Here is a 23,509-nt window from a genome sequence, read left to right on the forward strand (position 1 = left end):
GCTACACTATTTGCAGAGGTGATACATATGAAAGAAGCGAAACTATGGACGCGGAACTTCCGCTTAGTGATTCTTGCATCAGCTATTGGCACAGTTGGTGCAATCGCAGGCGGTTTTGCATTAGCATTCTTGGTATTTGATGAAACTGGCAGTACATTGGCCTCGGCTCTGATTGTAGCAATCCAGCTCCTTCCGCATCTTTTACTCCCGGTTTTGATTGCGCCGTTCATGGACCGGCTACCCCGCAAATCATTTCTGGTAGCAGGCGATATCGCAAACGCTGTATTGCTGGCCGGAATGGGTCTGTGGCTGCTATTTTTTAATTTTTCCTATGTAGGTTATCTTGCGGTGTCTTTGCTGCTGGCTTGCATTGGCGCGGTGGATGAGTTGGCATTCACCAGCATCTATCCGGAACTGATTCCGGAAGGCGCAGAGCAAAAAGGCTACGCGGTGTCCTCCATGCTCTATCCGGTTTTGAAGGTCATCATGACGCCGTTGGCTGCTGTTCTTCTGGACACGCTCGGCGTCACATGGATTTTGATTGCTCAAAGTGGTCTCTCTTTTGCAGCAGCCATCACAGAGAGCTTTATCCATCTGGACGAAACAGAACGACAACACCGTACACCATACTCTCTACAGGCTTGGGCTGGTGATATACGGGAGGCAGTGCAGTACTTAAAGGAGGAGCGTGGTCTTCGCAGTATCTACGAATATATGGCAGTTACAAACGGTGTTGCCAGTGGTTTTTCACCCATTTTGGTGGCATTCTTTCGCACTTTTCCGGGTTTCACTGCCGCTATGTACTCAGCATTTTCCGTGGTAGAATTCGCCGGACGGACAATTGGCAGTGCGCTGCAATACCGAATCAAGATCCCTGATAAGAAGAAGTACGGCCTCGTGTTTTTTGTCTATCAGGTTTATGAATCTATGGACATGTGCCTGCTTTGGCTGCCCTATCCGCTGATGCTGGTCAACCGTGGGATCTGTGGATTCCTCGGGAGCAACAGCGCAATTCTTCGAAGCGCAGCTGTGCAGCGCTATATTCCCGAAAAACTTCGGTCTCGTATCAATGCTTTTGACGACGTACTGATCACCGCCGGAGCCAGCGTTTTTTCCCTGATGATGGGCTTTTTTGGGGAAATTCTCGACTACCGTTGGTGTGTCACGATCGGCGGTGCCATCGCCATGCTTGCCAGTTGGCTTTTGATCTGGGGCAGGCGTAAGGACGTGCGCAGGGTGTATGAAACGGGCGATGACGAGATGACACAATAATTTATACCGGCTCTTACAGATTAGATATTACGACCATTGCCTTATTTCCAGGAAATTCCTGCGCGTGAAGTTCATTTAGTTTACCGGCGCCGAATAATGTCCGCGTCGGGACATAAAATTGATAACTCATAAAACACCTTATTTTTTCAGCTCACAAATATAATAATCAATCCGATCCAGAATCTGCTGCTTTTTGTGGATTTCTTCCAACAGGCTTGCCCTGCATTTCCGCAGCATCCGCGTTTTCCCTTCGCGTCCCCGGGCGCTGTTTTCAGGCAAGTCAAAGAATAGCCGTAGATTTTCCGGAGACATCCCTATTGCTGTGAGTGACTGTATCTGTCCGATTTTCTTAAAATCCTCTTCGTCATAATTCACACTGCCGTCTGGCCTTGTCTGACAATGTAAAAAACCTTCCTCTGCATAACTCTGCAATTTTTCCATGCTAAGTCCATATCTGCACGTTGCATCTTTCTAACGTCACGGATTCCCCTCCTTCTGATATAAATAGATCCCTATCGAAAATAGGGGCATAACAGAAAATACGATTACTGCCTTTTCTGCTATGCCCCCATTATAATACGGGTTGTAATCCTTATCAAATACTTGTTTTGTACCCTCCGGTTATGCCTTAAAAGCATATATTTACGCATCCGTGGATCGTGCTTATTTAGTTCTATGAATTTCCCTGGCGTAAAAAATCGGTTGTTTTCAAATGTTCTATAAATTTTGTTACCGCTAAGCTGAATGGCTGCCCTCTTTTCCATGCCAGGACACTGCTTGCAAAAAGCGCCGGGCATAACGGGCGGTAAGTGACTTCATTTTGATCCCACAATGGCATCGCACCCTCGATCACCAAAGAATATCCCATGCCGCCCCGAACCACAAGGGCGCCGTTGGTATTCAAATTGCTCGTAAATAAAATATGCAGGCTCTGGAAATGGTCCCCAAACCAGCTTGCAAGTTCACTCTGTATATTTAAACGCCGCGGGAGAATGATGGAATGCCCGCATAGATCTGCCGCTGATACGCTTTCTTTCTCTGCCAATGGATCATCAGGACGCATTAAGACAACCCACCGTTCTGTTTTTTCCAGCCGAATAAAATCAAATTTTTCTATATCAACCGGTTCTAATAATACGCCAATATCAATCAGCCCTTTTTCCATCTGCTCTTTTACTTCATCTGCATTCGCAGTATAAAGGTCATAGCTGACAAGCGGATGTTTTTTGTTGAAAGACCGGAATACATCCGGCAGAAGCTGCATTGCCGCCAGTTCCCCGCAGCCGATCGTAATCTTTCCATCTACAAGTTCTTCCTGTTCAATCAGCTCTTTTTCCGCCTTATCAACTAATGCCAGGATTTCCTCAGCCCGCCGCCTGAGCAGAATCCCTTCATTTGTCAAAGTGATTTTCCTTGCCCCCTGTGAAAAAGCTTTATGCCGACTTCCTCTTCCAATGATGACAGGCGAATCTTGCTCTTCGAAGCGTGGAAGCCTTCTAAGTTTGGGAAAATCGGAAGCAACTTAAACCAGATTGCAAGACATTTTAACAGCGGCGGCATCCACTCACAGGAAATGCGTAAGGCAATCGACCAGAGCGTGGCCAGAATTTATGAAATGAAGTATGAAGTCTTAAAGATGACGGGAGATTTCCACTCTGCCGCCGGAGGTAGTTTGGATGGCAATACTGAAACACATAGCAAGTAAAAATGCCGACTATGGGGAAGCACAACGATATCTCATATTCCAGTATGATGAAAGTACGAACAAACCGATACTTGATGAAAATGGTGAATTGATCCCACGAAAGGAATATATCATGGACGGCATAAACTGTGAGCCGTTCACGTTCGACATGGAGTGCAGGGAACTGAACGCCCTGCACCACAAAAACGAATCCTATGATGAAATCAAATCCCACCATTATATCATCAGCTTCGATCCAAAGGACGCAGCAGAAAATGGACTGACCGGGGAACAGGCACAGCAGATTGGAATGGAATATACAAAGAAGAACTTCCCCGGACATCAGGCTCTTGTCTGCACCCACATGGATGGGCATAATGAAAGCGGCAACATCCATGTGCATATCGTGATCAACAGCTTGCGGAAATATGATACCTGTCAAGCCATGCACAGAACTGTCCAAGCAGACCGTGCAAGTTCACTTGCTAAGGGATGTTTGGACAATTCTGTATACGGCGATCAGCCGCACCGAGATGGAGCGCAGCGGAATCGAGGTGGCATGGCAGAATATTATGTGGAGCGCCCCTGCGATTCCCGTGCCGGGTATAAGCATCATGTCACCAAAGATTACCTGATCCACTTAAAGCAGTCACTTATGGATATATGCCGCCGGGAACATCTGCATCAGGTAGACCTCCTTGCCCCTGCAGAGAAAAAAATCACAGACCGGGAATACCATGCAGGGCGCAGGGGGCAAAAGAAACTGGATGAACGTAACAGACAGCTCCGTGCAGACGGGCTTACACCACGAAAAACGGTATTCCAAACACAGAAAGATTTCTTACGTTCTGCAATCGAAGATGCCGCAGCCGTTTCCTGCAGCCAGGAAGATTTTCAGAAATTACTTTTTGAAAAATATGATGTCAAACTGAAAGTCAGCCGTGGCAGGTTCAGCTATCTCCCCCCGGAGCGGAACAAATATATAACGGGAAGGGCGCTCGGTACACATTATGAAGAAGATTACCTCCGGGAGCTGTTTAAGGAAAATGCAGAACGTAAAGAAAACAAAAAGAAAACGGTTGATGTGGAAAAATATAATACGGAATCGGAGAAATTTGCACCCCATCCATCCAATCTACTGCAGAAGGAAGCTGTATCAATCCTGTTTATCAAGTCGGATCTGCGGCTGGTGGTTAATCTGCAGGACTGCGTAAAGGCACAGCAGAATCCGCCTACGCTAACAAGGTGAAACCTTCCAACCTGAAAGAGATGGCTAAGACGGTCGCTTATATACAGGAACATAGGTATGATACAAGGGATTCCCTGGAAGATTCTTTTTCAGAAATTAAGAACCATGCTTCCTCTTCCAGAAAAGATTTAAAGTCTGTGGAAGATAATCTCCGGAAGGTAAATGTTCAAATCCATTACACAGGCCAGTACCTCGCCAATAAATCTGCTTACCAAAAGTTTATGAAAGTAAAGAATAAAGGGCAGTTCCGGCAGGAATATCCGACGGAAATTGCACTCTATGAATCCGCACGGAAATTTCTGAAAGGGCAGTCTGCAGACGGGAAACTCCCCTCCATGAAACTATTGAAAGCAGAAAAGGAAAAGCTGCTCCAACAGAAAAAAGAGGTACAGAAAACCTACCATTACTACCGGGATTACCAAAATGAATTGTATACAGTCTGCTCCAATGTCGATAATATCTTAGGACAGACGCATACCCGACAGCCGGGAAAACAGAAAAGCGCCGACATTTCTTAATCATTCTGGCAGGAAAACAGCCGCAGGATTCCATATGAAAATTCTGCGGCTGTTATTTTCTAATAAAACGGATATATTTAAAAAATATCTTCTCCATCCAATTTAGGGATTACTACGCTAATGCTTTCGCTTTTTTCCTCTTTACTGCCGGATGGCATAGAGGGATACCCGAAGGGTGTTTCTCTCATTATACGGAGTGTTTCTTCCAATTTCCTCTCCACATATTTTCGCATTTCCTCCAGTGCCGATTCTGTCGGCTCAAAAGAAGAATAGAGCGGCTTTTCCCATCCCTCCCGGAACGGGTAGGGGAAAACATATAATTTCTTCACTTCCGGCATATCTGTAAACAACTGGAAAATCCCATAGGGCAGGATTTCCCCACATATCAGGACAGAGCCTGTATCCGCATAATAAATCTGTCCCTGATATGTCGGCGTACCCAGGGACGCAAGCTGCTTCAATGCGTTCATCCGTATCGCTTCTATCTGGGTATGCTGCCCTACACGCCATCTTGTCTGCGGGACAAACTCCCTATAAATCCATTCAGCTTCTTCATCCTCCCAGATATTATCATTATAGTCGTACCTGTAATTTTCTACCTGTACCCGGCCGTATGCAATCAGGCTTGTGAAAAACGCAAGGGAATCCAGGTCAACATACACGGACATATGCCCCCTGCCCTGGCAGGAGCATAAAATATCCTCTAAAGCATCCATGATTTTCTTCATGGTTTCATATTTTTTGTCCGGTTCTTTTCCCATCTTTCCTCCCCATTTTATGCCCCACTTCTGCTGTCAGGAATATTAATCGGCATATCTTGTGTTCCGTCCGATATTTCAGCCTGGTTTGCAGCTGCCGCTTTCTCCATCTTTTCTTTCTTCAACTGTTCTATCCATCCTGAATCCACATAATGTGTTGCATATGCCTTTTCAATCTCTGGATTTCCACTTTTACTGAACTGCAGGGGGATTACCGGCTTATGCCCATGCCTTTTCTTCACGCCCCATCGTTTATAGTAGCAGAAGGACGGTTTCAGATTTGATTTCTTCGCATAGGAGCGAATCTGTTTCATGATAAATGAAAGTTTCTTTAAATTACACGTACAGACCGCTTCCAGATACCGTATTTTCCCGAACCTCCAGTCCTCATATTTCTGCTTTGGCAACACTCCTACGTCAACCAGTACATCTGCCGGGGCAGCATATCCTCTCTTCTGGCACTGGTGGTAGACAGCAGAGTGTACTTTCCCTATCAGTTCTGATTCTTTCACTGTATCCTCCATGTAAATAACCCCGGCTATATCCATTCACAGCCGGGGATTCTATTGATTTTTCTCCATTGTATCTGCGTGATGACAAGTATTATATCGTTTGAAACAATCCTTTTTCAATTTCCAGAATGTCCTCCACAGACAACTCCGTAAAACAGCCTGCAATTTCTTCTGCTGACAATTTCCCCAACCTCAACATCTGTTCCGCAGCTTTTCGTGCAGTCTCTTTTGAGGCTGCTTTCTTTTCGCTTGCTATATGGGTACGCATAATCTTTTCTTCATCAAACAAAGCCATCATAATAGATATAACCTCCTTTTCCCTGCCTGCCAAAAACTCCCGGAGCACGTCACTGTCCTTACAGATACGGATAGTTTCCGTGACAGCTTCCCGGCTTCTCCCATACTGTTTCACCTGTTCATTATATACTTTTGTAAAATTTACATACTGGCTGATAATGTCATTGCCTTTGCCACCATAAAGCACTTTCACCTTTATTTCAATGGCACATTCCTTACCACCGAAAAATTCTTTGGAAAGTGAAATCGTTTCCGGCCTGTCGGTACGCTCTCCTGTAAAAATCATGTATAATTCCGGTTCTGGTACATGAACTTTCTTACTTCCGTATAAGTCTGCATCCTGTTCCTCAAAGTAATCGTGGTAAATCTGCGCTAAATACATCAGCACACGTATAATGATATTCATCGTCCATGAAGATTGATGCTCGACCAGGAACATGACTTTATCCCCAACTCTGAAACACAGGTCATTGTAGATCCCATTCGTGAGGACATTTCTTATCGTAATGTCCGTAAGCGCATCTTCCGTCGTCTCCGCATCCTCCGGGTGGAGCGCATGGTATAGCTGTATCAGGTACTTCTTATCCCGAAAAAGCGTTGAAAAAACACTGTCTTTCGCCGTATATTTTGCAAACGCCTCCTTTTTCTCCGCTGTTTTCCCTTTTGGTTCTTCCTGTAATGTTTCACCCTGCATCGTATCACCTCGGTTCTGGCTTTTGCTGATCAATCTGGCAGATCAGCTATGCCCTGTCTGCTATGGTTTTATTATACAGAGAAACTCTCCATTGTTCAAGACAATCGGGTAGGAGGCTACCCATTAATTGAGCAGCCGACCTCCCACACCACTGTACGTACCGTTCGGTATACAACGGTTCAATAGTTTTCACGATACTTTTAGATAATAGTCAAGCATGGAGATATATCCCAGCCTGGCTATTACTTTATTGGTAAGGGCAATTCTTAATATCTGTGCTGTCCTCCAGTAACCTTTCCGGCTGTTGGCTATCTGATGCACCTGCCATTCTTCAATCTTTAACGCTCTTAGGTTTCGGTACCTCGTTTTCACCTTTTTCCATTGTTTCCAATAGATTGCACGTATTCTGCGCCGGAGCCATTCATCTGTCTCCGACATCAGTCCTTTCATGTCTGCAAGTTTGTAGTAATTTATCCACCCTCTGGCATACTCCGCAAGTTTCTGTCGCCGGTAGTCGTTACTCCACCCTTTGCTCTTCCGGGTTATCTCCCTTAGCTTGCCTTTCATCTTTTTGGCACTCTTAGGGTGTACCCGGAATCTGCACTCCCCTTTGTTCCTGTAAAATGCGTATCCCGGATATTTTATTTTGCTGACATGGGTTACTGTTGTCCTGGCCCGGTTTACTTTCAGGAATAATTCTCCCTCTATGAATGGGATTATGTTCGCAAGCGTCCTCTCCGCACTCTTTCTGCTCTTGCAGAATATCAGCGCATCGTCCGCATACCTTACGAATCGGTGTCCCCTGCGTTCCAGTTCCTTATCCAGTTCATTCAGCATCACATTTCCATACAATGGGCTTAACGGTCCACCCTGTGGGCACGCCTTCCTCCGTTTTCTCAAAGAATCCGTTCTGCAATACTCCTGCGTTCAGGTATTTGTGTATCAGCGATACCACACGTCCGTCCTTGACTGTCCGTGACAGTACCTCTATGAGTTTGCTGTGGTTTACCGTATCAAAAAATTTCTCTAAATCCATGCTTACCACATATACATACCCTTCCTCTGCATTCTTTTTGCAGGCTCTCAATGCGTCATGCTGGCTCCTTCCCGGTCTGAACCCATAACTGTTTTCTGAAAACTGCGGTTCAAACAGCGGCGACAGTTCCTGGGTGACTGCCTGCTGAACCAGGCGGTCTACAACAGTGGGTATTCCCAGTTTCCTGACCCTGCCTTTTTCTTCCCTGGGTATCTCTACCCTGCGGACTGGATTCGGTTTATATTTTCCTTCCCTTATCTTCTGGATTATTTCGCTCTGGTTTTCTTTCAGGCAGGGCAGAAGTTCATCCACCTGCATCCCGTCAATCCCGCCTTTGCCTTTGTTTGATTTCACTCTTTTATACGCTTTGTTTCAGTTGTCTTTTCGCAAAATCAGTTCCAGTAGATTGTCCGTCCAAAAGTCCGTGATGATGTCGTTGTTTTCAGTAATCCGCTGACAGACGGACACTTCTGCATACTCTTTCTGTTCCGCAGATACCATTTGCAGATAGTCTTCCATATCAAGTTGTCTGTCCTTAAACCCATCTTTGGTTACATTCATTTACTCACATCTCCTAAAGTTCAGTCCTTCCCACCACGTTTGCAACCGTAGTGGTACTATGACCTCTGCTGACTTCTCGTGATAAATCTTGTTTCAACCGCTTCCGCAAATATTTTATTGCACTGGATGCGTCCACGAGACCTCCCCGGGTACTCACACGCTCTTTCCCTCTTATACTCACTCCATAACTGCTAACTACAGTTTCGTGCAGTTATCGGACTTTGGTTTGTTTGGCAACCTTATCCCTGTATTTAGCCTCAAATGTAGCAAGCCAGAGTTTTGCCTGATCCTTTCTTCAGATTCCACCTCACGATGGACACCCCTGGCTTTGGCTGTATCCTTCCCACTGCCGGGCGGATTGGGGACTTTCACCCGTTAGAATGTATGCCCACCGGGCACACCAAAAAAACAGGAGTGCCGAAGCACCCCCATTCCCTAAACCCTCTTGCAAAATTCGCAGTGTTGGTTTATAATCAGGTTAGAAACCGAAGGATATTGAAGCGTCCAACGGCTGGCAATCGGAAACGAGTAATCAATTTCAAAAAAGCAAACGGATTACAGGCTATCCTCTATTGCAGTAGAAGATAGCCTTTTCCGTTACTTGCGGTTGTTTCTGTTGTCTAAGTATGTTAATGCTGCGAAAATGACCAACAGCAGTGTAAGTATCTCAAGTGTGTTCATACCGACCTCCTTTCCGTTTCCAGAAAGGACAACCGCAGACTATCCCTACCTGCTCTAATCTGACTAAGAGAATTATAGCACGTTATGTCGAATAATGCTATAAAAGATTTGCGTTAATCACTCTGCCGCTTCCAATACCACCTCTGCAAATTCCGCATCGCTCATGGCTTCCAGTTTCCCTAAGATCTGTCCGGCAAGCTCCACCATGTCACTGTCCTGTATATGGGGGATCACGTTCTTTATGTCGGCAATCATGCCCTTCCTGTATGCTTCTCTTTTTCCTCTTTCGGCTTCTCATTGTTCAGGACGTTATCAATCATGTTGTAGTTACATTCTTCCAGTTCCTCAATCTTTGCAAGCGGCTTGTATTCCGCCAGCTTATCTAACAGCTCCTTCGCCTTCCTTGCGGTCTGTACGCCCTTACTGTCATCAGGCTCCGTCCCTTTCCCGATAATGTCCGTCATGCCTTCCCGGATACTGTCTGAAATGAGCGCCTTGAGGAAATCATTCAGGTACCCGGTATTCCCGTTCCTGATGTCCTCTGTGATGTTCGCTATCTGCGCTTCCCTGTCCTCCACGGTCTGATTGTACTGAACAGTGTTGTAGTTGCAGGAAAGCTGGTCTATCTCCGCAGCAAGGAAAGCCGCCTGCCACTTTTCCAGAGAACCCCGCACCTCGATGTCCGGCAGCTTGTCGATCAGCTCCGCAATGATCTCCACCGCCTTCGGGTTGTCGGTAATATCCGGCACATAGTCCAGAATCTCCAAATCCGCAATTCTTCCGGATACAATATCCATCTGCGTATCCTCATAGCTCTCTGTCCCTTCTGTATGGATATTGATGCCGATGCTTGGGACAGCGTTCATCCTCTCCGGCGGTATCCGGTTGAAAATGGCGATTGCTTCCTCCACACCCGCTATATCCTCATGGTACTCTCCGAAATTGTGGAATTCCCCGCACTCCGCCACTGTAAGGGTGACAACCGTCTGTTTTTCCTCCTGTGCCTGCTCTGCGGCTTTCTCCTGCAGGGCGGCTCTTTTTTCCGCAAGACAGGCTTCCACACCCGGAAGATACTCCCCAAGCGTCCCGGTCTTGCCCTCTGTAATGGGATTGATGTCTACCTTAACGCCGCCGATTGTAAAACCGTCCTCGTTAAAGGCATTGAACAGGTCATCTTCGCTTTCCCTTCCCCGGTACTCCACCACCACGTCAAGGTCAGAAGCCGCTTCCTCCAAACCTCTGCACCGACTTCCGGATACTGCTGCATCAACAAGCTCTATATTTATCCCATACTCGTCAATTTTAGACTGCAAATAAGCGTAGACACCCAGTTCTATATCCTCCTGTGTCTGGATAGGTTACACTGAACCACTACCGGCTAAAGCCGGTAGGTTCAACATGCTGCTAAAGCAGCCTAAAGTTGTGCATGCTGCAAGTTATCGGTATCCCATTACTTTTATCCTATCTCAAAGTTATCAGAATTGCTCCTCTCTTGCAGATCTTGATTCTTGATATACTCCTTGATGATTTCATCTGTTACATTTCCACTGCTTGCTACAAAATAGCCTCTTGCCCACAAGTGTTGACCCCAGAATTGCTTATTTAATTCTTTATATTCCATCTGCAATTTTCGCGACGTATTCCCTTTTATATACTGTACCAACTTACTCGCTGACAAATGCGGCGGAACGGATACCAACAGATGGATATGGTCATTTCCAACATGTCCTGCCAGTATTTCTACTTCATTGCTCTGGCAGATGATTCTGATGAGTTCTCTTGTTCTTATCGCTATTTTTCCTGTTATCACTGGTTTTCGATATTTTGTTATCCAGACTAAATGGTACTTGATATCGTATGTGCAATGTGCTGACTTTCTGTAATTTTCCATTTCTTTCACCTCAAGTTTAGTATCTCTGTTTTCACCTTTTCTAAACTTGAAGCTATGGGGTTTACCTAAAGGTTTCGCCTAAAGGCGAGGGTTTTAACCCCATTATACAGACAATAAACTGGACAGATTTTTTAAGGTCATATAATATAAAACCAGTAAGAAAAGGAGCAGCCAATATGACCGAATCAAAACAGAACAGAAAACCTCGTAAGTACACAGATGAATTTAAACAGCAGCTGGTGGATTTATACCATTCCGGTAAACGAAGATGTGATATCTGCCGGGAATACGATATTGCTCATTCCCTGTTTGATAAATGGGTAAAGCAGGCGGAAAACTCCGGCTCTTTCCACGAAAAGGACAACCGCACACCAGAGCAGGAAGAACTGCTAAAACTCCGTAAGGAAAACCAGCAGCTTAAGATGGAGAACGATATTTTAAAACAGGCGGCGCTGATCTCAGGACGAAAGTAAATGTGATAAAGGCCAATGCCCACAAATACTCTGTATCAGCAATGTGCCGCGTCCTGCAGGTAAACAGAAGCACTTATTATTACGAAGCAAAACAAACGCCCGTCGATTCAGAGCTCTCCTCTGAAATCACAGAAATTTTCAAAGCAAGCCGTAACAATTACGGCACACGCAAAATAAAGGAGGAGCTGATGAAAACAGGAAAACAGGTATCCAGACGCCGGACTGGACGGATCATGAAGCAGGAAGGCCTGGTTTCCAATTACACAACCGCACAATTTAAGCCGCACAAAGACACCTGCAACGAATCCAAAACAGGAAATGTCCTGGACCGTCAGTTTCAGGACAGGGAATACAGGGACGTTGTAATAAGCGATTTAACATATGTAAGGGTAGGGACAGACTGGAATTACATATGTGTACTTGTAGACCTCTTTAACAGGGAAATCATAGGCTACAGTGCCGGAGAGCATAAAACGGCAGGACTTGTAAAAGAGGCATTCCAGAGTGTGGAAGGAAGTCTGCAGGATATCCGCCTGTTCCATACTGACCGTGGAAACGAATTCAAAAACCAGACAATCGAAGAACTGCTGGAGGCATTTGATATAGAACGTTCCCTGAGCCATAAAGGATGCCCTTATGATAATGCCGTAGCAGAAGCGACATTTAAGATTATAAAAACAGAATTCGTATGGAATGAAACATTTGCAGATCTGAAGGAGCTGAAATTGAAGTTATGGGATTATGTGAACTGGTATAACCATCACAGAATACATTCCGCTTTAGGATATCAAACACCGGTACAATATAGGGAAAACAACCTTAAAAAAGTTGTCTGAAAAAGTGTTGACAATCCACTTATATGGTACTAAAAAGTGTATCGTAATTGAAGTTTTATGCCTCATTCCGATACACTTTTTTTGTGCAGTATGCTATTAATTTTGAAATCCTTCTTAATCTTGTATTTATGTACTTTTTGTTTCATTTTCATTATGTTGCTTTTCTTTGTTCTTCAGGCATTATGCCACACTTATCATGAATACTCTTGTTGTCAGCTATTCGTATACTCCCTTTACACTTTTTAAATATGCTGTTTTTAGATATACCTATGTAGCGAAAGCAGCTTTGTGAAGAAAGTTTCGTTAACAAAACAATACTAAAAACAATCTTTTTATTGCTTAAACGTATTGATATCGTTTTCTGTATGCATATAAAAAAGCCACGGACATAAACACCGATATAAATTCCGCCGCCACAATAGCAGACCATATTCCGTCAATTCCAATTAGGAGCGGCAAAATGAAAATAGCTGCTATCTGAAAAACAAAAGTCCTTACAAAAGAGATTGCCGCCGAAACTGCCCCATTGTTTAAAGCTGTAAAGAATCCGGACGCCCAAATGTTAAATCCCATAAACAGGAACGAACATGAATAAATTCGAAATCCCCTTGATGTCATGCGGAACAGTTCTTCATCATAACTTGTAAAAGTCCGAACGAGTGGAACATTCAAAATTTCTGCAGCAGCTAACATTCCTACACCTAAAACCGCCATCAAAACAATCCCTTTTTTGAACATATTCTTTAATTCGTCTGTATTGCCTGCGCCATAGTGATAGCCTACAATTGGTGAGCTGCCAATAGAATATCCGAAAAACACGCCTGTAAATATCACATAGATATACATGATAACACCATATGCAACAACGCCATCTTCCCCTGCAATTCGTAAAAGCTGGAAATTATAAATCATGTTCATAACAGAGGTAGAAAGGTTTGTTACCATTTCAGAAGAACCGTTTGTGCAGGTTTTCCAAAGGACTTTTCCATAGAACTTTGTTTTTGTCAGCCTGAGCAGGCTGCTGTTTTTTCTTGCAAAATAAATCAGAGGTCCAACCCCGCCAATAATCTGTCCGACAGCACAGGCATAAGCCGCCCCCAAAATACCCCAGTCGAAAATGGCAATGAATATCCAGTCCAGCGCAACATGGGTAACCCCTGATGCCACCATAAACACAAGACTAAGGTTTGGTTTTTCTGCTGCGACAAAAAAGCACTGGTATGTATATTGCAGGATAAAAGCCGGAAGTGTAATAAACATAATCCTGCCATAGAGAATACCATATTCAAGAATTTCTCCATCTACACCGAACATAGACATAATAGGGCGGATAAATATCGCTCCAAATATGGCAATTATCGTGCTTATAATGATAATAAAGTAAATCATAAGGGAAAATACTGGTTTGCTTTCTCTTGTTCTCCCTCCCCTAATGTTTTGGATATGACTGCGCTTCCACCCGAACCAATCATAAACCCTATCGTACTGATAGCCATAAGGAGCGGGAAGATAAGATTAATTGCCGCAAAAGGCGTTTTCCCTACAAAATTGGAAACAAAAAAGCCGTCTACTATGTAGTATAACGCTGAAAAAACATTCATACATATGGACGGCATTACAAAACGCACGAGCCGTTTATAGGTAAAATGGTCAGATAACTGTATTCTCATAAATTTCTCCCTTCAAACCATGCAGTAATATAGGACGCAACAGCCGGAGTCAGGTTTTTAATTTCCTGCCAGCTTGTATTGACACAGAGATGATACCCGCTTTTCTCCCCCCATTTGCTGGAAGAAAAAAGCTCCTGCGTTTTTGCCCTTGCACGGTCAATCTCTTTCATTTGGAGCAGAAACACTTTTTCGGATATTACTTCTGTTTCGGCAGCACGTTCTTTACAGCGTTTTACTTTTGACTCTGCATCTGCATACACAAAAATATTAAACGGTTCATATTCCTCCAAAATAACATTTGCACCACGCCCTACAATGATACAGCTTTCCCGCCCTGCAATTTCTTTCAGCAGCTTATGCTGAATGCCAAGGATTTCCGTATATCCCTGTGTGACCTGTGAAAAAGTGCTGATACTGCGGTTAAAGTGCAGCGTAATGCCAAAAGGATATTTTTCCGTAATCTTCTCAATATAATCTTCCTCCATACTAAGCCGTTTGGAAAGTTCTTCCAAAATCTCCCTGTCAAAATAGGGAACACCAAGCTGGTCAGACAGCCGCTTTCCTAATTCACGTCCCCCGCTGCCAAACTCACGGCTGATTGTAATAATTTTATGTTTCATATGTCATTCCTCCAATTTCTAAAATTTGCCGCCAATATAAGATTATAAACTATCCCACCGTAGGAGAGTCAATAGCTGTTCGTTCTTTTTATGCAAAATAAAATATTACTATGCTTTACCTTGTTATCTGAAACAGCCATTCTTTAGAAACCATCAATATAAGTCTGCCTTCCAAGCTCACAATTTCTTCCAAATACTGCGTTTTTGAATTCCTTAAAACCAGTGGCACCGGTTTTATACATTCAAACGGTATCGGACAGCTTTTTTCCACTTTATCAACAGTAATTGCTATAAAACTGCCTTTAGCATCAGGAAGAATCAAAAAAAATTACTATTTTCTTTCAAAGGCTTAATATGTAATTTTTTATACAGGTTCAAAACTGGTATCACTTCATTATTCAGAGTCACTGTCCGTCTGTCCGCTTTCGCTTCCATTTTTGTACCCTGTTCTGCTTTCCCCGTAACCACCCAATTTACACCTTTAATATCCAATCCAAAACATTCTGTTCCGAGATAAAAGATTATAATCTGTAATGTATCTGTCAAACTATCACTCCTCTCCCTATCAGAATAAACTATCCTATTATAGGAGAGTCAACAGATGATATCCTTTTTCAGCAATATTTTATTTTTTTAACCATAAACCAAACTTTATTGACATATTCCATTGCAGTATATATAATGATTTGCGAAAACTTTCTCATTATGGGAAATTTAAAAGGAGAATTTGTATATTTATGAACCGAAATTTATTTTCTATAGGTGAATTTTCAAAACTGGCAAAAATCAATGTGAAATGTCTGCGTTACTACGATCAGTTAGGAATACTGAAACCCGTACTCATTGCTGAAAGCGGTTACCGTTATTACAGCCCGTCCCAAATCATACTGGTTGATGCAATCCAGCTTTGTATAGACCTCGGTATCCCGCTAAAACGGTTTCACGAATACTATGATGAAGCCAACAGCCATCTGTATTATAATAAATTATTTGAGGACGGAAGCCGCCTTGCAGAACAGAAATACCAGCAGATTAAAAACCGTCTTGCACGCCTTGACCAGATGCAGGGCGAAACAAAACGCTGCGAAAAAGTCCTTCAGGAACATGGCGTTATACGATGCCGGATGTCTGCTGTTAATTTATGGATTGAACCCTATCAGGCTTTTGAAAATAAATCCGAACGGCTTTTATATTTTTATCCGAAAATCTGTGATATGGAAAAACAGGGAGTTATAACAACTTATGATACAGGCAGGCTGATTATCTGCAAAGAAAACTGTGATACCATCTATAATTATATTACTGTAGATATTATCAGCGGTACAAGCCAGTTGCCGGATAACATTATCCAAATCCCACCGTCTGAATATTTTTGTATGACCGTAGCAAAAGAGTCCTTTTTTGAATATAACGATATTTTTCCGGAACTGACTGGAAAGAATAAAATTATTATTGAGGCAGAACTATTTACTCCTGAATATAATTCAGAAAATCCTCAATATGAATTACGATGCCTACCAGTTTCCATTAATGCCCAGGCTAAATAATACATTTTATAATTGACATTATGCTACTACGCCGATGAAATTCATCCCATTCCTTTCATCCTTTTATATCTGCGTTTTCTAAGTACCTTGTTTGCATGAGAAAAGCTACCGATAATTGCCGACTGTTTTTCTTTTGATAAGTAACTGAATACGTCCTCATAAAGAATGTCATTTAACTGCATTTCCTTTGCCGCCAAATACAGCATTGTATGAAGCCACTCCTGCCAGAGAGCATCAAACAATGTCCTGCTGTCCGTAAAAGTTTCATCTTCCTCAAAGCCATGCGGCGGCATATAGTATTTCAACATCACAAAACCGTATCTGCCCACATCAACCACTACAATATCTGCCATTTCGTACAGCTCCGTAAACGCATCAGCCACCTTTTGGCACTTTGCCTGTTCTTCCTCTGTGATATAAATTTTCTTTTCCATATTGCTTTTGCCTCCATGATTTAAATATAAATCATCTCATTTTTTACTATTTCCTCTGCCCGATACCGGATACTGTTCATTTTCTGAATCCATTCCCACTGATTTTTAGCCTTTAGTTCCTCGGTCACTCCTTCTGCAGCTTTCATCTGCTCCATAATAATATCTAACCGTTTCTCTGCCTGCTCGTTCAAATCGGCAAGGTAAGTCCACAATTCACAAGTCAGTAATAATGCTGTATAACGTGCGGAATGTTTCTGCTTCAGGTAATCCCGATGCAGCCGACCAAAATACCCAATCGAACGGTTTTCTTCCGGCAGTTTCAAATCAGGCATATAATAATCCCCTACCAGTATATAATCAATACCATTTTCCGTTATCCGTTCCTTTAGTTCACCCATGCCTTTCCTCCTGACATACTTTCGTTTGGTTGATTCAACCCATTATTCCCTTACCTTACTTTTTCAGACATACAGAATTGTACCAGATTAAAAGAAATAAAAAAGACATGATTAGCTGAATTGCCGGCTGATCGTGTCCCTGTTCTGCTTATTTTTGTTTTGGACAGCCAACTCTTCACGAATAAGTATGGCATATCTTTTCCGGTCTTTTGATAATTTAAACCGTAGGACTGCGACGTACCCCTTGTGTCAGAGGTATTGTAAAGGTCATGAGGTAAGCGCCTCGTGGACGCTCCCTCCCGAGCCGTGCGGGCACCTCTCGATGCACACGGCTCTCCATATGCCGTCAACTAACGAATCAGTCTTTTCCGTGTATCTCACGGTGGCACGCCGGGCATACTGCCAGCGTTTTCCTGCGGTTCTTTAGCATAACTTTTTCCCACTCATATTCACCGCTAAGGCTTTTCAGCCGTTTTACCTGATGAATCTCCACATCATTTGTATACTGTCCGCAGAGTTCACAGGTTTTCGAGCGCAGTTTCGCCGCTATGCGGTTTGGTCTGTCATACCGCTTGTAAGCTGGAAGAATATCTGCCTGCGGCACCTTGGGCTTATCCTTGCGGATAAAAGGCCCCCTGTAAAATACGCTCTCTTTCATACCGCTTTTTGTCTTGTAAATGACTGTAAACCGTCCATCCCTAAAATATTTCTTCTTAATCTTTCTGGTCTTTGTGCGGTATTTATTTGCGAATGTTTTCAGCATACTGTAATGCATCAAACCCGCAAACTTGCTCATTGCGCATACATTACATGCCAGTGAGTAATAGTTGTACAAACCTCTGATTTCAGAGTTGTACTTTGACAGAATTTCAATGTCTTTGCGGTTAATAAGCTGTGGTCTGTGGATGGCTTTCCAATGCTCTTTGTGTGTAACTTTGTCTTTCTTAATACGGATTGCACCATACTCCAATAGTTTCGATTCCCATTTCTCATGCGGCATATATAGTTTCACTGCGCCGCTGTATCCTTTCACTTTCCTGCCCTGGCGTTTTGTGACTTCCTGACTTTTTGAAATTGAAATATCGTAGCCAAGAAACCTCGCCCGGCCAGTTGCATGGGTGATTTTGGTTTTTTCCACTGACAGCGTAAGGTTCAGTTTTTCTTTGAGGAACACGGCTAAATCTGCTTTTAAGGCTTCAGCGTCCTTTTTGCTCCCGATAATGCTTATGATAAAATCATCCGCATAACGGACGTATTGCAGATTTTTGTAAGTTTCATCCCGAAACTGCTTAGACGGGATTTCCCTCTGTTTCTCCCGCAGTCTGCGTAATTCCCCGGCACGTTCTTTCTTTTCGGCTTCGCTAAGGCTGTCCCATACTTCCCTGTTCTGGCGCATAAACCTCTGCACCTCACGGTTCCGTCTGGCGTATTCCGGGTTCACTTTGCGGCTTGCCCGGTTTCCTTTTATAAAGCCTGCCTTGTATTCCTCCACGTACATATCCAGTTCATGCAGATAAATATTTGCCAGAACGGGACTGATGCCAGAACCCTGCGGAGTGCCGCAGTATGTCCTGTTGTACTGCCATTGTTCCATATATCCGGCTTTCAGGAATTTCCACATCAATGAGATAAATGCTTCATCATCAATGCGCCTGCGCAGGATATCAATCAGCACGTGGTGGTCAAAGCTGTCAAAACATGCCTGGAATCCCCTTCCACAAACCAGTTTGCCCTGGCGAATGTCCGCTGTATCTGTTCCAGGGCTGTATGACAGCTCCTTTTCGAGCGGAATCCGTGGGAATAATCGGAGAAAGTGTGTTCATAAATACTTTCCAATATCATTCTGACTACTTCCTGCACCAGCTTGTCATCCCCGGAAGGAATCCCAAGCGGACGCTTTTTACTGCTGTTTTTCTTCGCAATATATGTACGCCGTGCAGGTTTTGGGCGGTAGGAACGGTCTTTCAATGCGCTGATGATACGCTCTATTCTCGGACTGCCCATCCCGTCCAGTGTTTCTCCATCCACACCCGGCGTCATGCTCCCCTCATTGGCGTAGATATTCCTGTATGCCAACAGGTAAAACTCCGGGTTGTACAAGTTCCGGTAAAGCCTTTGGAACCTATACGATAAATCTTTAGACTGTTTGTTCAGGCTATTTAATACATCAGTTGGATTTCTCATGATGCCTCACGCACCTTCCTCTCTTGTTTGTATTAAAAGCATACTGCTCCCCTTCGTCATGTGGGCGGCTCTCCCGCTTCCGCTTTTACGGCTATCCCTGTAAATCCAGAGTCCACGGGCTACTATGGGAGCTGTGTAACCATGCCCGCAAATGGGCGGGTTTAGGTCATCCCCGGTAGCATATGCCATACATAGCGTTCCGTGTTGTCGGTAATCTTTGTAGATATGTGGCGTTCGCCGTTCAACCTAATCTAAGGCTTGCCTTGCTTTGGATATCCCACGCCTGCCGACAATCGAGCGACAGCCGCCAAAGCACCATGCGTTTCATCTTCTTTCGCACGTAGGCCAGATACTCCCAGGCTCCGGCTACCAATCAGGCAGTTTAGCTTTCATCCTCATACACGGATTTTCATCCCCGCATAAAATGACGGTTAGAAGATTACGCCATTCTATGCCAGTTATAGTAAAGAACACTATAACAACGACATGCTACACTCCCCAGAGGGTTTCCCCTCACGGATAAGTCGTGGAATGATAGACCGTAAATTTTCACCTTCCTTTCTTTGATATCTTTGTCTACCGCTTGCTAAAGGCGGTTTATGGCATACACCCTAACGGGCGCACTATCGTTTCCTTACCCAAAATTTCCGCCATCTCTTTTAAAGTGGTCTTTTCCTTCCCTCCGAGGAATAAGGTGGTATCACAATTCCCTTCAATGGTGTCGGCGTTGTCCTTATAAATCGCTTTAAGCTGCGACTTCGACTGCAAGATAATGGAAGCCGATATTTCCGGCTCCGGATTGTGGCAATCAGCTTCTCAAACTTTGGTATCTGCCCGATATTTGCAAACTCATCGAGTAAGCAGCGCACATGGACGGGCAGCCTCCCATGATACACATCGTCCGCCCTGTCACAGAGCAGGTTGAAAAGCTGCGTATACATGATAGACACGATAAAATTGAACGTGTCATCGGTATCGAAGATAATGACAAACAACGCTGTCTTTTCATCCCCGATCATATCCAACCCCAACTCGTCATAGCTTGTCAGGTCACGCAGCTCCTTGAACAGCGATAGGTAATCCTTTGATGTTATCTCTGGATTTTCCCCCGCCCTAAACCGGGCGTGAACCTTTCAGCTCACCCGGCTTTCCATCAGGAACAGATTTTATTTCATCTCAATAACTCTCAACGTGGATAAGGCTTCTTAACTTGCTGAGTTTTTCTTTCTGCTTTTGGTCAAGTTTAAAGATTTCCATATATTTCTTGGTAATATCAGGGTTTGTGGCATGGATTAAGCGATGCATATCTTCGCATACCAGTATCAGATTCTGATAGTTGTCTTTACCGCCTAAGTGCCGTGGCACTTTGTGATGGCAGTGAATATCACCAATCGAAAGCGCCCTGCCAGACACAGCGCATTTTCCCATTTGAGCCGAATACAGCGAAAGCCTGTTATCGTTGTATTCGATAGAACGGTACAGAACCGGGTTCCTCATCAGGTAGTGAAGAACCGCCATGTCGATTCTGTCCAGATTCTTATGGATTTCGGCCCTGCCCTCCGGCGTATAGGAATTGATTTTGCGCTTCATGGACTTCGGGGGCTTGTGCCGTATGTAACCAATCGGGACAACTGCGTGTCCGGCTACATATCGGAGCTGTCTGCTTTTTCCGTACCGTTCCCTGATAACTTTCGATACTTCACATGGAATCTTCCTTTTCCTGACCTGTTTTACAGTTTTTACACGTTTTTTCAGTCTTGCCCGCAGGCTCTTGTGGACAGATAAGGCGAATGGTGCAAGGTCATCGCAGACCTTTGTGGCTAATTGGTAATATTCATGGATTCCCATTACATAAGCGTTGTAGCGACAAATCGCTTGATATTCAGTACGCCTGCCTTGTGACGGGAACTCAATGTCATAAATCAGTCGTTTTAGGTTTGGTTTTATTTTCGCAATAGATTTCTCTCTGATATGGCTTTCCACTACATATTTGGTATTCCCATTGCTCCGTTTCCCACGAGGGATAACCTTTAGCTTAAAGCCAAGAAACTCTGAATACTGTTCTTTCAGGTTTATCACCTTTGATTTTTCTGGGCTGATTTCAAGCGAGAGCCTTTCATGGAGCCAGCTTTGGGTTGCGTGGAACAGCTTCACCGCGCTTTGATAACTGTTCGTAAATATCTTAAAATCATCAGCGTATCAGATGCAGGTGACCTCTTTGAGCCTTGTCCTGCGCAATGCGGCGAACTTATGGCTTTTGCTGACACTTCCGTTGTAATTGACGGACTCCTTGTAAGGAAATTCCGTTGGTATTTCTTCCCATTGGCTGGCAAGCCACCAATCCAATTCGTTTAGAACTACATTGGACAGCAGGGGAGAGATAATACCTCCCTGCTGCGTACCGACCTCCGGGAATCCTATCCCGGCCACCTCCGCTTTTAGCATAGCTGATATAATACTAAGCAGCTTCTTGTCATGGATTCCCATTGTCCAGAACTGTTTCAGAAGTTTTCCGTGGTTCACGTTGTCAAAGACCCCCTTAATGTCTATGTCTACGACATAGTGGAGATTGCTTCTATGCATATTTTTGTGAACCTGGGCGATTGCGTGCTGTTGGTTCCGGTTAGGGCGGAATCCATAACTGTGGTCATGGAATTTCGCCTCACATATCGGCTCCATGACCTGCAATACGCACTGTTGTATCAGCCTGTCCATAATCGTCGGTATTTCGAGCGGGCGCTTCTTCATTGGGTCATTTCCTTTCGGAATTTCTACCCGCCGGACGCTTTGTGGGACATACCAGTTTAATTTGCGCTGTACGGCGCATATAAGCTGTTCATCAGAGAGTGCTGATAATTCTGTGATTGTTTTTCCATCTGTGCCGGGCGTCGTACTCCCGTGGTTCTTCTTGATGTTGCGGTATGCCAGCCGTATGTTTTCGGGTAATGCAATGATTTCAACCAGATGTTTGAAAACTTTGCCTTTATTGCTGTCGGCATACAGCTTATCTTGAATTGCCTGAAAGTCATAATACTCGGCGTGCCTTAACTTATCTTTCTTCTTTGCCTTTCCTGTTGCCATAGTCGGTTACTTATCCCCACTTTCGTTTGGATTTTCGCCTTTCTTAGTCCTACTCGAACCTATGCGTGTTTATTGAATATGATTTTGTTTCTGTTCCTGACTACAGCCCGTCCCTCCACCGCTTACTTTGTTCACGGCTTCACAGGTAGCATGGCTGCTCTTTCCTCCCGGATTAAGAACGGTTATACCGCACCTCCCATAAAAGGCGGCACGATTTTCCCGCCCATTGCTTCATCATGCGTATCCACTCCACATCCGGGGCTTTCCACATTCCGATATTCCTATCTTTGCATAATACCCTTGTCCTTTGCGGGCGCAAGAATATCCTTATTGATTTCCTTATCATGCAGCATGGAATGGGCGGTTTCATGCACCATCGTCTTTAAAGTCTGGCTCTCGCTCATACCCTCCTGCACCGCAATCCGTTTTTCTGTGGGGCTGAAGAAACCTTTGGAATCTCCGGGTATATCCTCAAAGCTGATCGGAACCGGAGCAACATAGGTGACTGCCTTAACAAAGTCCTCATACCCCTCCACCGTGGAGAGAAGCTCTTTTGCCTCCAGTTCCGGGATTGGCTCTCCTGATGTTTGCTTGACATCAAACACTGATACCGCACGGAAAGCGGGGATTTTAATCTCCACTTCCTCCGTCTGCGGCATCCCGTCCTGGTCAAGCATGATCTCCCCGGTCACAGGGTCTAACTTATCCCGTTCCTCTTTGATCTTGTAAGGGGCAGGGGCAAGGATACGGATTCCCTTCTCCCCCTTGTTTACATGGCGGTTGAAATTTTTCTGCCATGCCTGGTACCCTGCGACCAGACTGGCGTCAGGGCGCTGTAAGGCTATCAGGAGCGTGTTGTTGACACTGTAATTATGGAATTTAGACATGGTGGAGAGGTAGTTTTTGTACTTCCCGCTCTCAAAAAGTTCTTTTAACCCTTCCTCCAGCTTGTCAGTGATCTCCTTTACTTTCTGTTTTTCTGTTTTTACGTCTGCCATATTTGATTTTCCTTTCCTTTTTCCACACAAAAATACCGCCCTGAATATTTACAAGACGGTATCCCGAAAACAAAAAAAGTGCATGGTATTGATTTTTTCTCTACCATGCACCTGA

Annotated in this window: 18 protein-coding genes and 7 pseudogenes; 6 read left to right on the plus strand and 19 right to left on the minus strand. The window is 44.2% G+C overall.

Annotation, left to right across the window (positions count from 1 at the left end):
• Window positions 1-27: 27 nt before the first annotated feature.
• Entirely contained in the window at window positions 28-1,272 is a 1,245-nt protein-coding gene (locus tag VSQ32_15760; protein MEH2944278.1) for an MFS transporter, read from the plus strand.
• 138 nt (window positions 1,273-1,410) lie between these two features.
• Here the strand turns inward: VSQ32_15760 and VSQ32_15765 are convergent, their stop codons facing one another.
• Window positions 1,411-1,713 carry a MerR family transcriptional regulator gene (locus VSQ32_15765; protein MEH2944279.1) on the minus strand — a complete coding sequence of 101 codons (303 nt, stop codon included), beginning with the start codon at window positions 1,711-1,713 and terminating at the stop codon, window positions 1,411-1,413.
• 232 nt (window positions 1,714-1,945) lie between these two features.
• Complete coding sequence (locus tag VSQ32_15770; protein MEH2944280.1) at window positions 1,946-2,674, minus strand: LysR family transcriptional regulator substrate-binding protein; 729 nt, start codon at window positions 2,672-2,674, stop codon at window positions 1,946-1,948.
• A gap of 93 nt (window positions 2,675-2,767) precedes the next feature.
• Between VSQ32_15770 and mobC the strand changes: the two are divergent.
• From mobC to VSQ32_15785, 3 genes and pseudogenes are all read left to right on the plus strand, one after another.
• A pseudogene (gene mobC, locus VSQ32_15775) lies at window positions 2,768-2,977 on the plus strand (plasmid mobilization relaxosome protein MobC).
• Window positions 2,949-3,389, plus strand: a pseudogene (locus tag VSQ32_15780) (relaxase/mobilization nuclease domain-containing protein). The pseudogenes mobC and VSQ32_15780 overlap by 29 nt, the downstream one beginning before the upstream one ends.
• A gap of 836 nt (window positions 3,390-4,225) precedes the next feature.
• Window positions 4,226-4,723, plus strand: coding sequence for a hypothetical protein (locus VSQ32_15785; GenBank protein MEH2944281.1), 498 nt, complete (start codon window positions 4,226-4,228; stop codon window positions 4,721-4,723).
• 77 nt (window positions 4,724-4,800) lie between these two features.
• On the opposite strand, the gene VSQ32_15790 is transcribed toward VSQ32_15785, so the two are convergent.
• The 7 genes and pseudogenes from VSQ32_15790 to tnpA all read right to left on the minus strand — a co-directional run bounded on the left by VSQ32_15790 (window position 4,801) and on the right by tnpA (window position 11,153).
• Window positions 4,801-5,484 carry a hypothetical protein gene (locus tag VSQ32_15790; GenBank protein ID MEH2944282.1) on the minus strand — a complete coding sequence of 228 codons (684 nt, stop codon included), beginning with the start codon at window positions 5,482-5,484 and terminating at the stop codon, window positions 4,801-4,803.
• 14 nt (window positions 5,485-5,498) lie between these two features.
• The gene (locus VSQ32_15795) at window positions 5,499-6,029 is read right to left on the minus strand and encodes a hypothetical protein (GenBank protein MEH2944283.1); all 531 of its coding nucleotides are present in this window, start codon (window positions 6,027-6,029) and stop codon (window positions 5,499-5,501) included.
• Window positions 6,030-6,084: 55 nt separating this feature from the next.
• Window positions 6,085-6,984: a hypothetical protein gene (locus VSQ32_15800; protein MEH2944284.1), complete on the minus strand. Its 900-nt coding sequence runs from the start codon at window positions 6,982-6,984 to the stop codon at window positions 6,085-6,087.
• Window positions 6,985-7,173: 189 nt separating this feature from the next.
• Window positions 7,174-8,581 (minus strand): annotated as a pseudogene (gene ltrA, locus VSQ32_15805) (group II intron reverse transcriptase/maturase).
• 798 nt (window positions 8,582-9,379) lie between these two features.
• Window positions 9,380-9,517 carry a transposon-transfer assisting family protein gene (locus VSQ32_15810; GenBank protein ID MEH2944285.1) on the minus strand — a complete coding sequence of 46 codons (138 nt, stop codon included), beginning with the start codon at window positions 9,515-9,517 and terminating at the stop codon, window positions 9,380-9,382.
• Window positions 9,514-10,575, minus strand: a complete 1,062-nt coding sequence (locus tag VSQ32_15815) for a hypothetical protein (GenBank protein MEH2944286.1) — start codon at window positions 10,573-10,575, stop codon at window positions 9,514-9,516. The genes VSQ32_15810 and VSQ32_15815 overlap by 4 nt, the downstream gene beginning before the upstream one ends.
• A 143-nt stretch (window positions 10,576-10,718) precedes the next feature.
• The gene (gene tnpA / locus VSQ32_15820) at window positions 10,719-11,153 is read right to left on the minus strand and encodes an IS200/IS605 family transposase (protein MEH2944287.1); all 435 of its coding nucleotides are present in this window, start codon (window positions 11,151-11,153) and stop codon (window positions 10,719-10,721) included.
• A gap of 176 nt (window positions 11,154-11,329) precedes the next feature.
• Between tnpA and VSQ32_15825 the strand changes: the two genes are divergently transcribed.
• A protein-coding gene (locus VSQ32_15825; protein MEH2944288.1) for an IS3 family transposase occupies window positions 11,330-12,462 on the plus strand; the annotation gives its coding sequence in 2 pieces (ribosomal slippage) (window positions 11,330-11,597 and window positions 11,597-12,462; 1,134 coding nt in all).
• Window positions 12,463-12,801: 339 nt separating this feature from the next.
• Here VSQ32_15825 and VSQ32_15830 read toward each other — a convergent pair.
• The 4 genes from VSQ32_15830 to VSQ32_15845 form a co-directional block, all read right to left on the minus strand.
• The gene (locus VSQ32_15830) at window positions 12,802-13,851 is read right to left on the minus strand and encodes an MATE family efflux transporter (GenBank protein MEH2944289.1); all 1,050 of its coding nucleotides are present in this window, start codon (window positions 13,849-13,851) and stop codon (window positions 12,802-12,804) included.
• Window positions 13,848-14,132, minus strand: coding sequence for an MATE family efflux transporter (locus VSQ32_15835; protein MEH2944290.1), 285 nt, complete (start codon window positions 14,130-14,132; stop codon window positions 13,848-13,850). The genes VSQ32_15830 and VSQ32_15835 overlap by 4 nt, the downstream gene beginning before the upstream one ends.
• Window positions 14,129-14,752, minus strand: a complete 624-nt coding sequence (locus tag VSQ32_15840; protein ID MEH2944291.1) for a cytidylate kinase-like family protein — start codon at window positions 14,750-14,752, stop codon at window positions 14,129-14,131. Before VSQ32_15840 ends, VSQ32_15835 begins: the two co-directional genes overlap by 4 nt.
• A gap of 318 nt (window positions 14,753-15,070) precedes the next feature.
• Complete coding sequence (locus VSQ32_15845) at window positions 15,071-15,298, minus strand: chemotaxis protein CheW (GenBank protein MEH2944292.1); 228 nt, start codon at window positions 15,296-15,298, stop codon at window positions 15,071-15,073.
• A gap of 191 nt (window positions 15,299-15,489) precedes the next feature.
• Here VSQ32_15845 and VSQ32_15850 point away from each other — a divergent pair, with 191 nt between their 5' ends.
• Window positions 15,490-16,299, plus strand: coding sequence for a MerR family transcriptional regulator (locus VSQ32_15850; GenBank protein MEH2944293.1), 810 nt, complete (start codon window positions 15,490-15,492; stop codon window positions 16,297-16,299).
• Window positions 16,300-16,340: 41 nt separating this feature from the next.
• Here VSQ32_15850 and VSQ32_15855 read toward each other — a convergent pair whose 3' ends face one another.
• The 6 genes and pseudogenes from VSQ32_15855 to VSQ32_15880 form a co-directional block, all read right to left on the minus strand.
• Complete coding sequence (locus tag VSQ32_15855; GenBank protein ID MEH2944294.1) at window positions 16,341-16,733, minus strand: hypothetical protein; 393 nt, start codon at window positions 16,731-16,733, stop codon at window positions 16,341-16,343.
• 20 nt (window positions 16,734-16,753) lie between these two features.
• Window positions 16,754-17,131 carry a TnpV protein gene (locus VSQ32_15860; GenBank protein MEH2944295.1) on the minus strand — a complete coding sequence of 126 codons (378 nt, stop codon included), beginning with the start codon at window positions 17,129-17,131 and terminating at the stop codon, window positions 16,754-16,756.
• 358 nt (window positions 17,132-17,489) lie between these two features.
• Window positions 17,490-19,315: pseudogene (locus tag VSQ32_15865) on the minus strand (reverse transcriptase domain-containing protein).
• A 624-nt stretch (window positions 19,316-19,939) separates the two neighbouring features.
• Window positions 19,940-20,379 (minus strand): annotated as a pseudogene (locus VSQ32_15870) (TraG/TraD/VirD4 family protein).
• Window positions 20,380-20,491: 112 nt separating this feature from the next.
• Window positions 20,492-22,396, minus strand: a pseudogene (ltrA, locus tag VSQ32_15875) (group II intron reverse transcriptase/maturase).
• 299 nt (window positions 22,397-22,695) lie between these two features.
• Window positions 22,696-23,394, minus strand: a pseudogene (locus tag VSQ32_15880) (ArdC-like ssDNA-binding domain-containing protein).
• Window positions 23,395-23,509 lie beyond the last annotated feature (115 nt).

The organism is Lachnospiraceae bacterium JLR.KK002, from assembly GCA_036941025.1.
Lineage (GTDB): Bacteria > Bacillota > Clostridia > Lachnospirales > Lachnospiraceae > Petralouisia.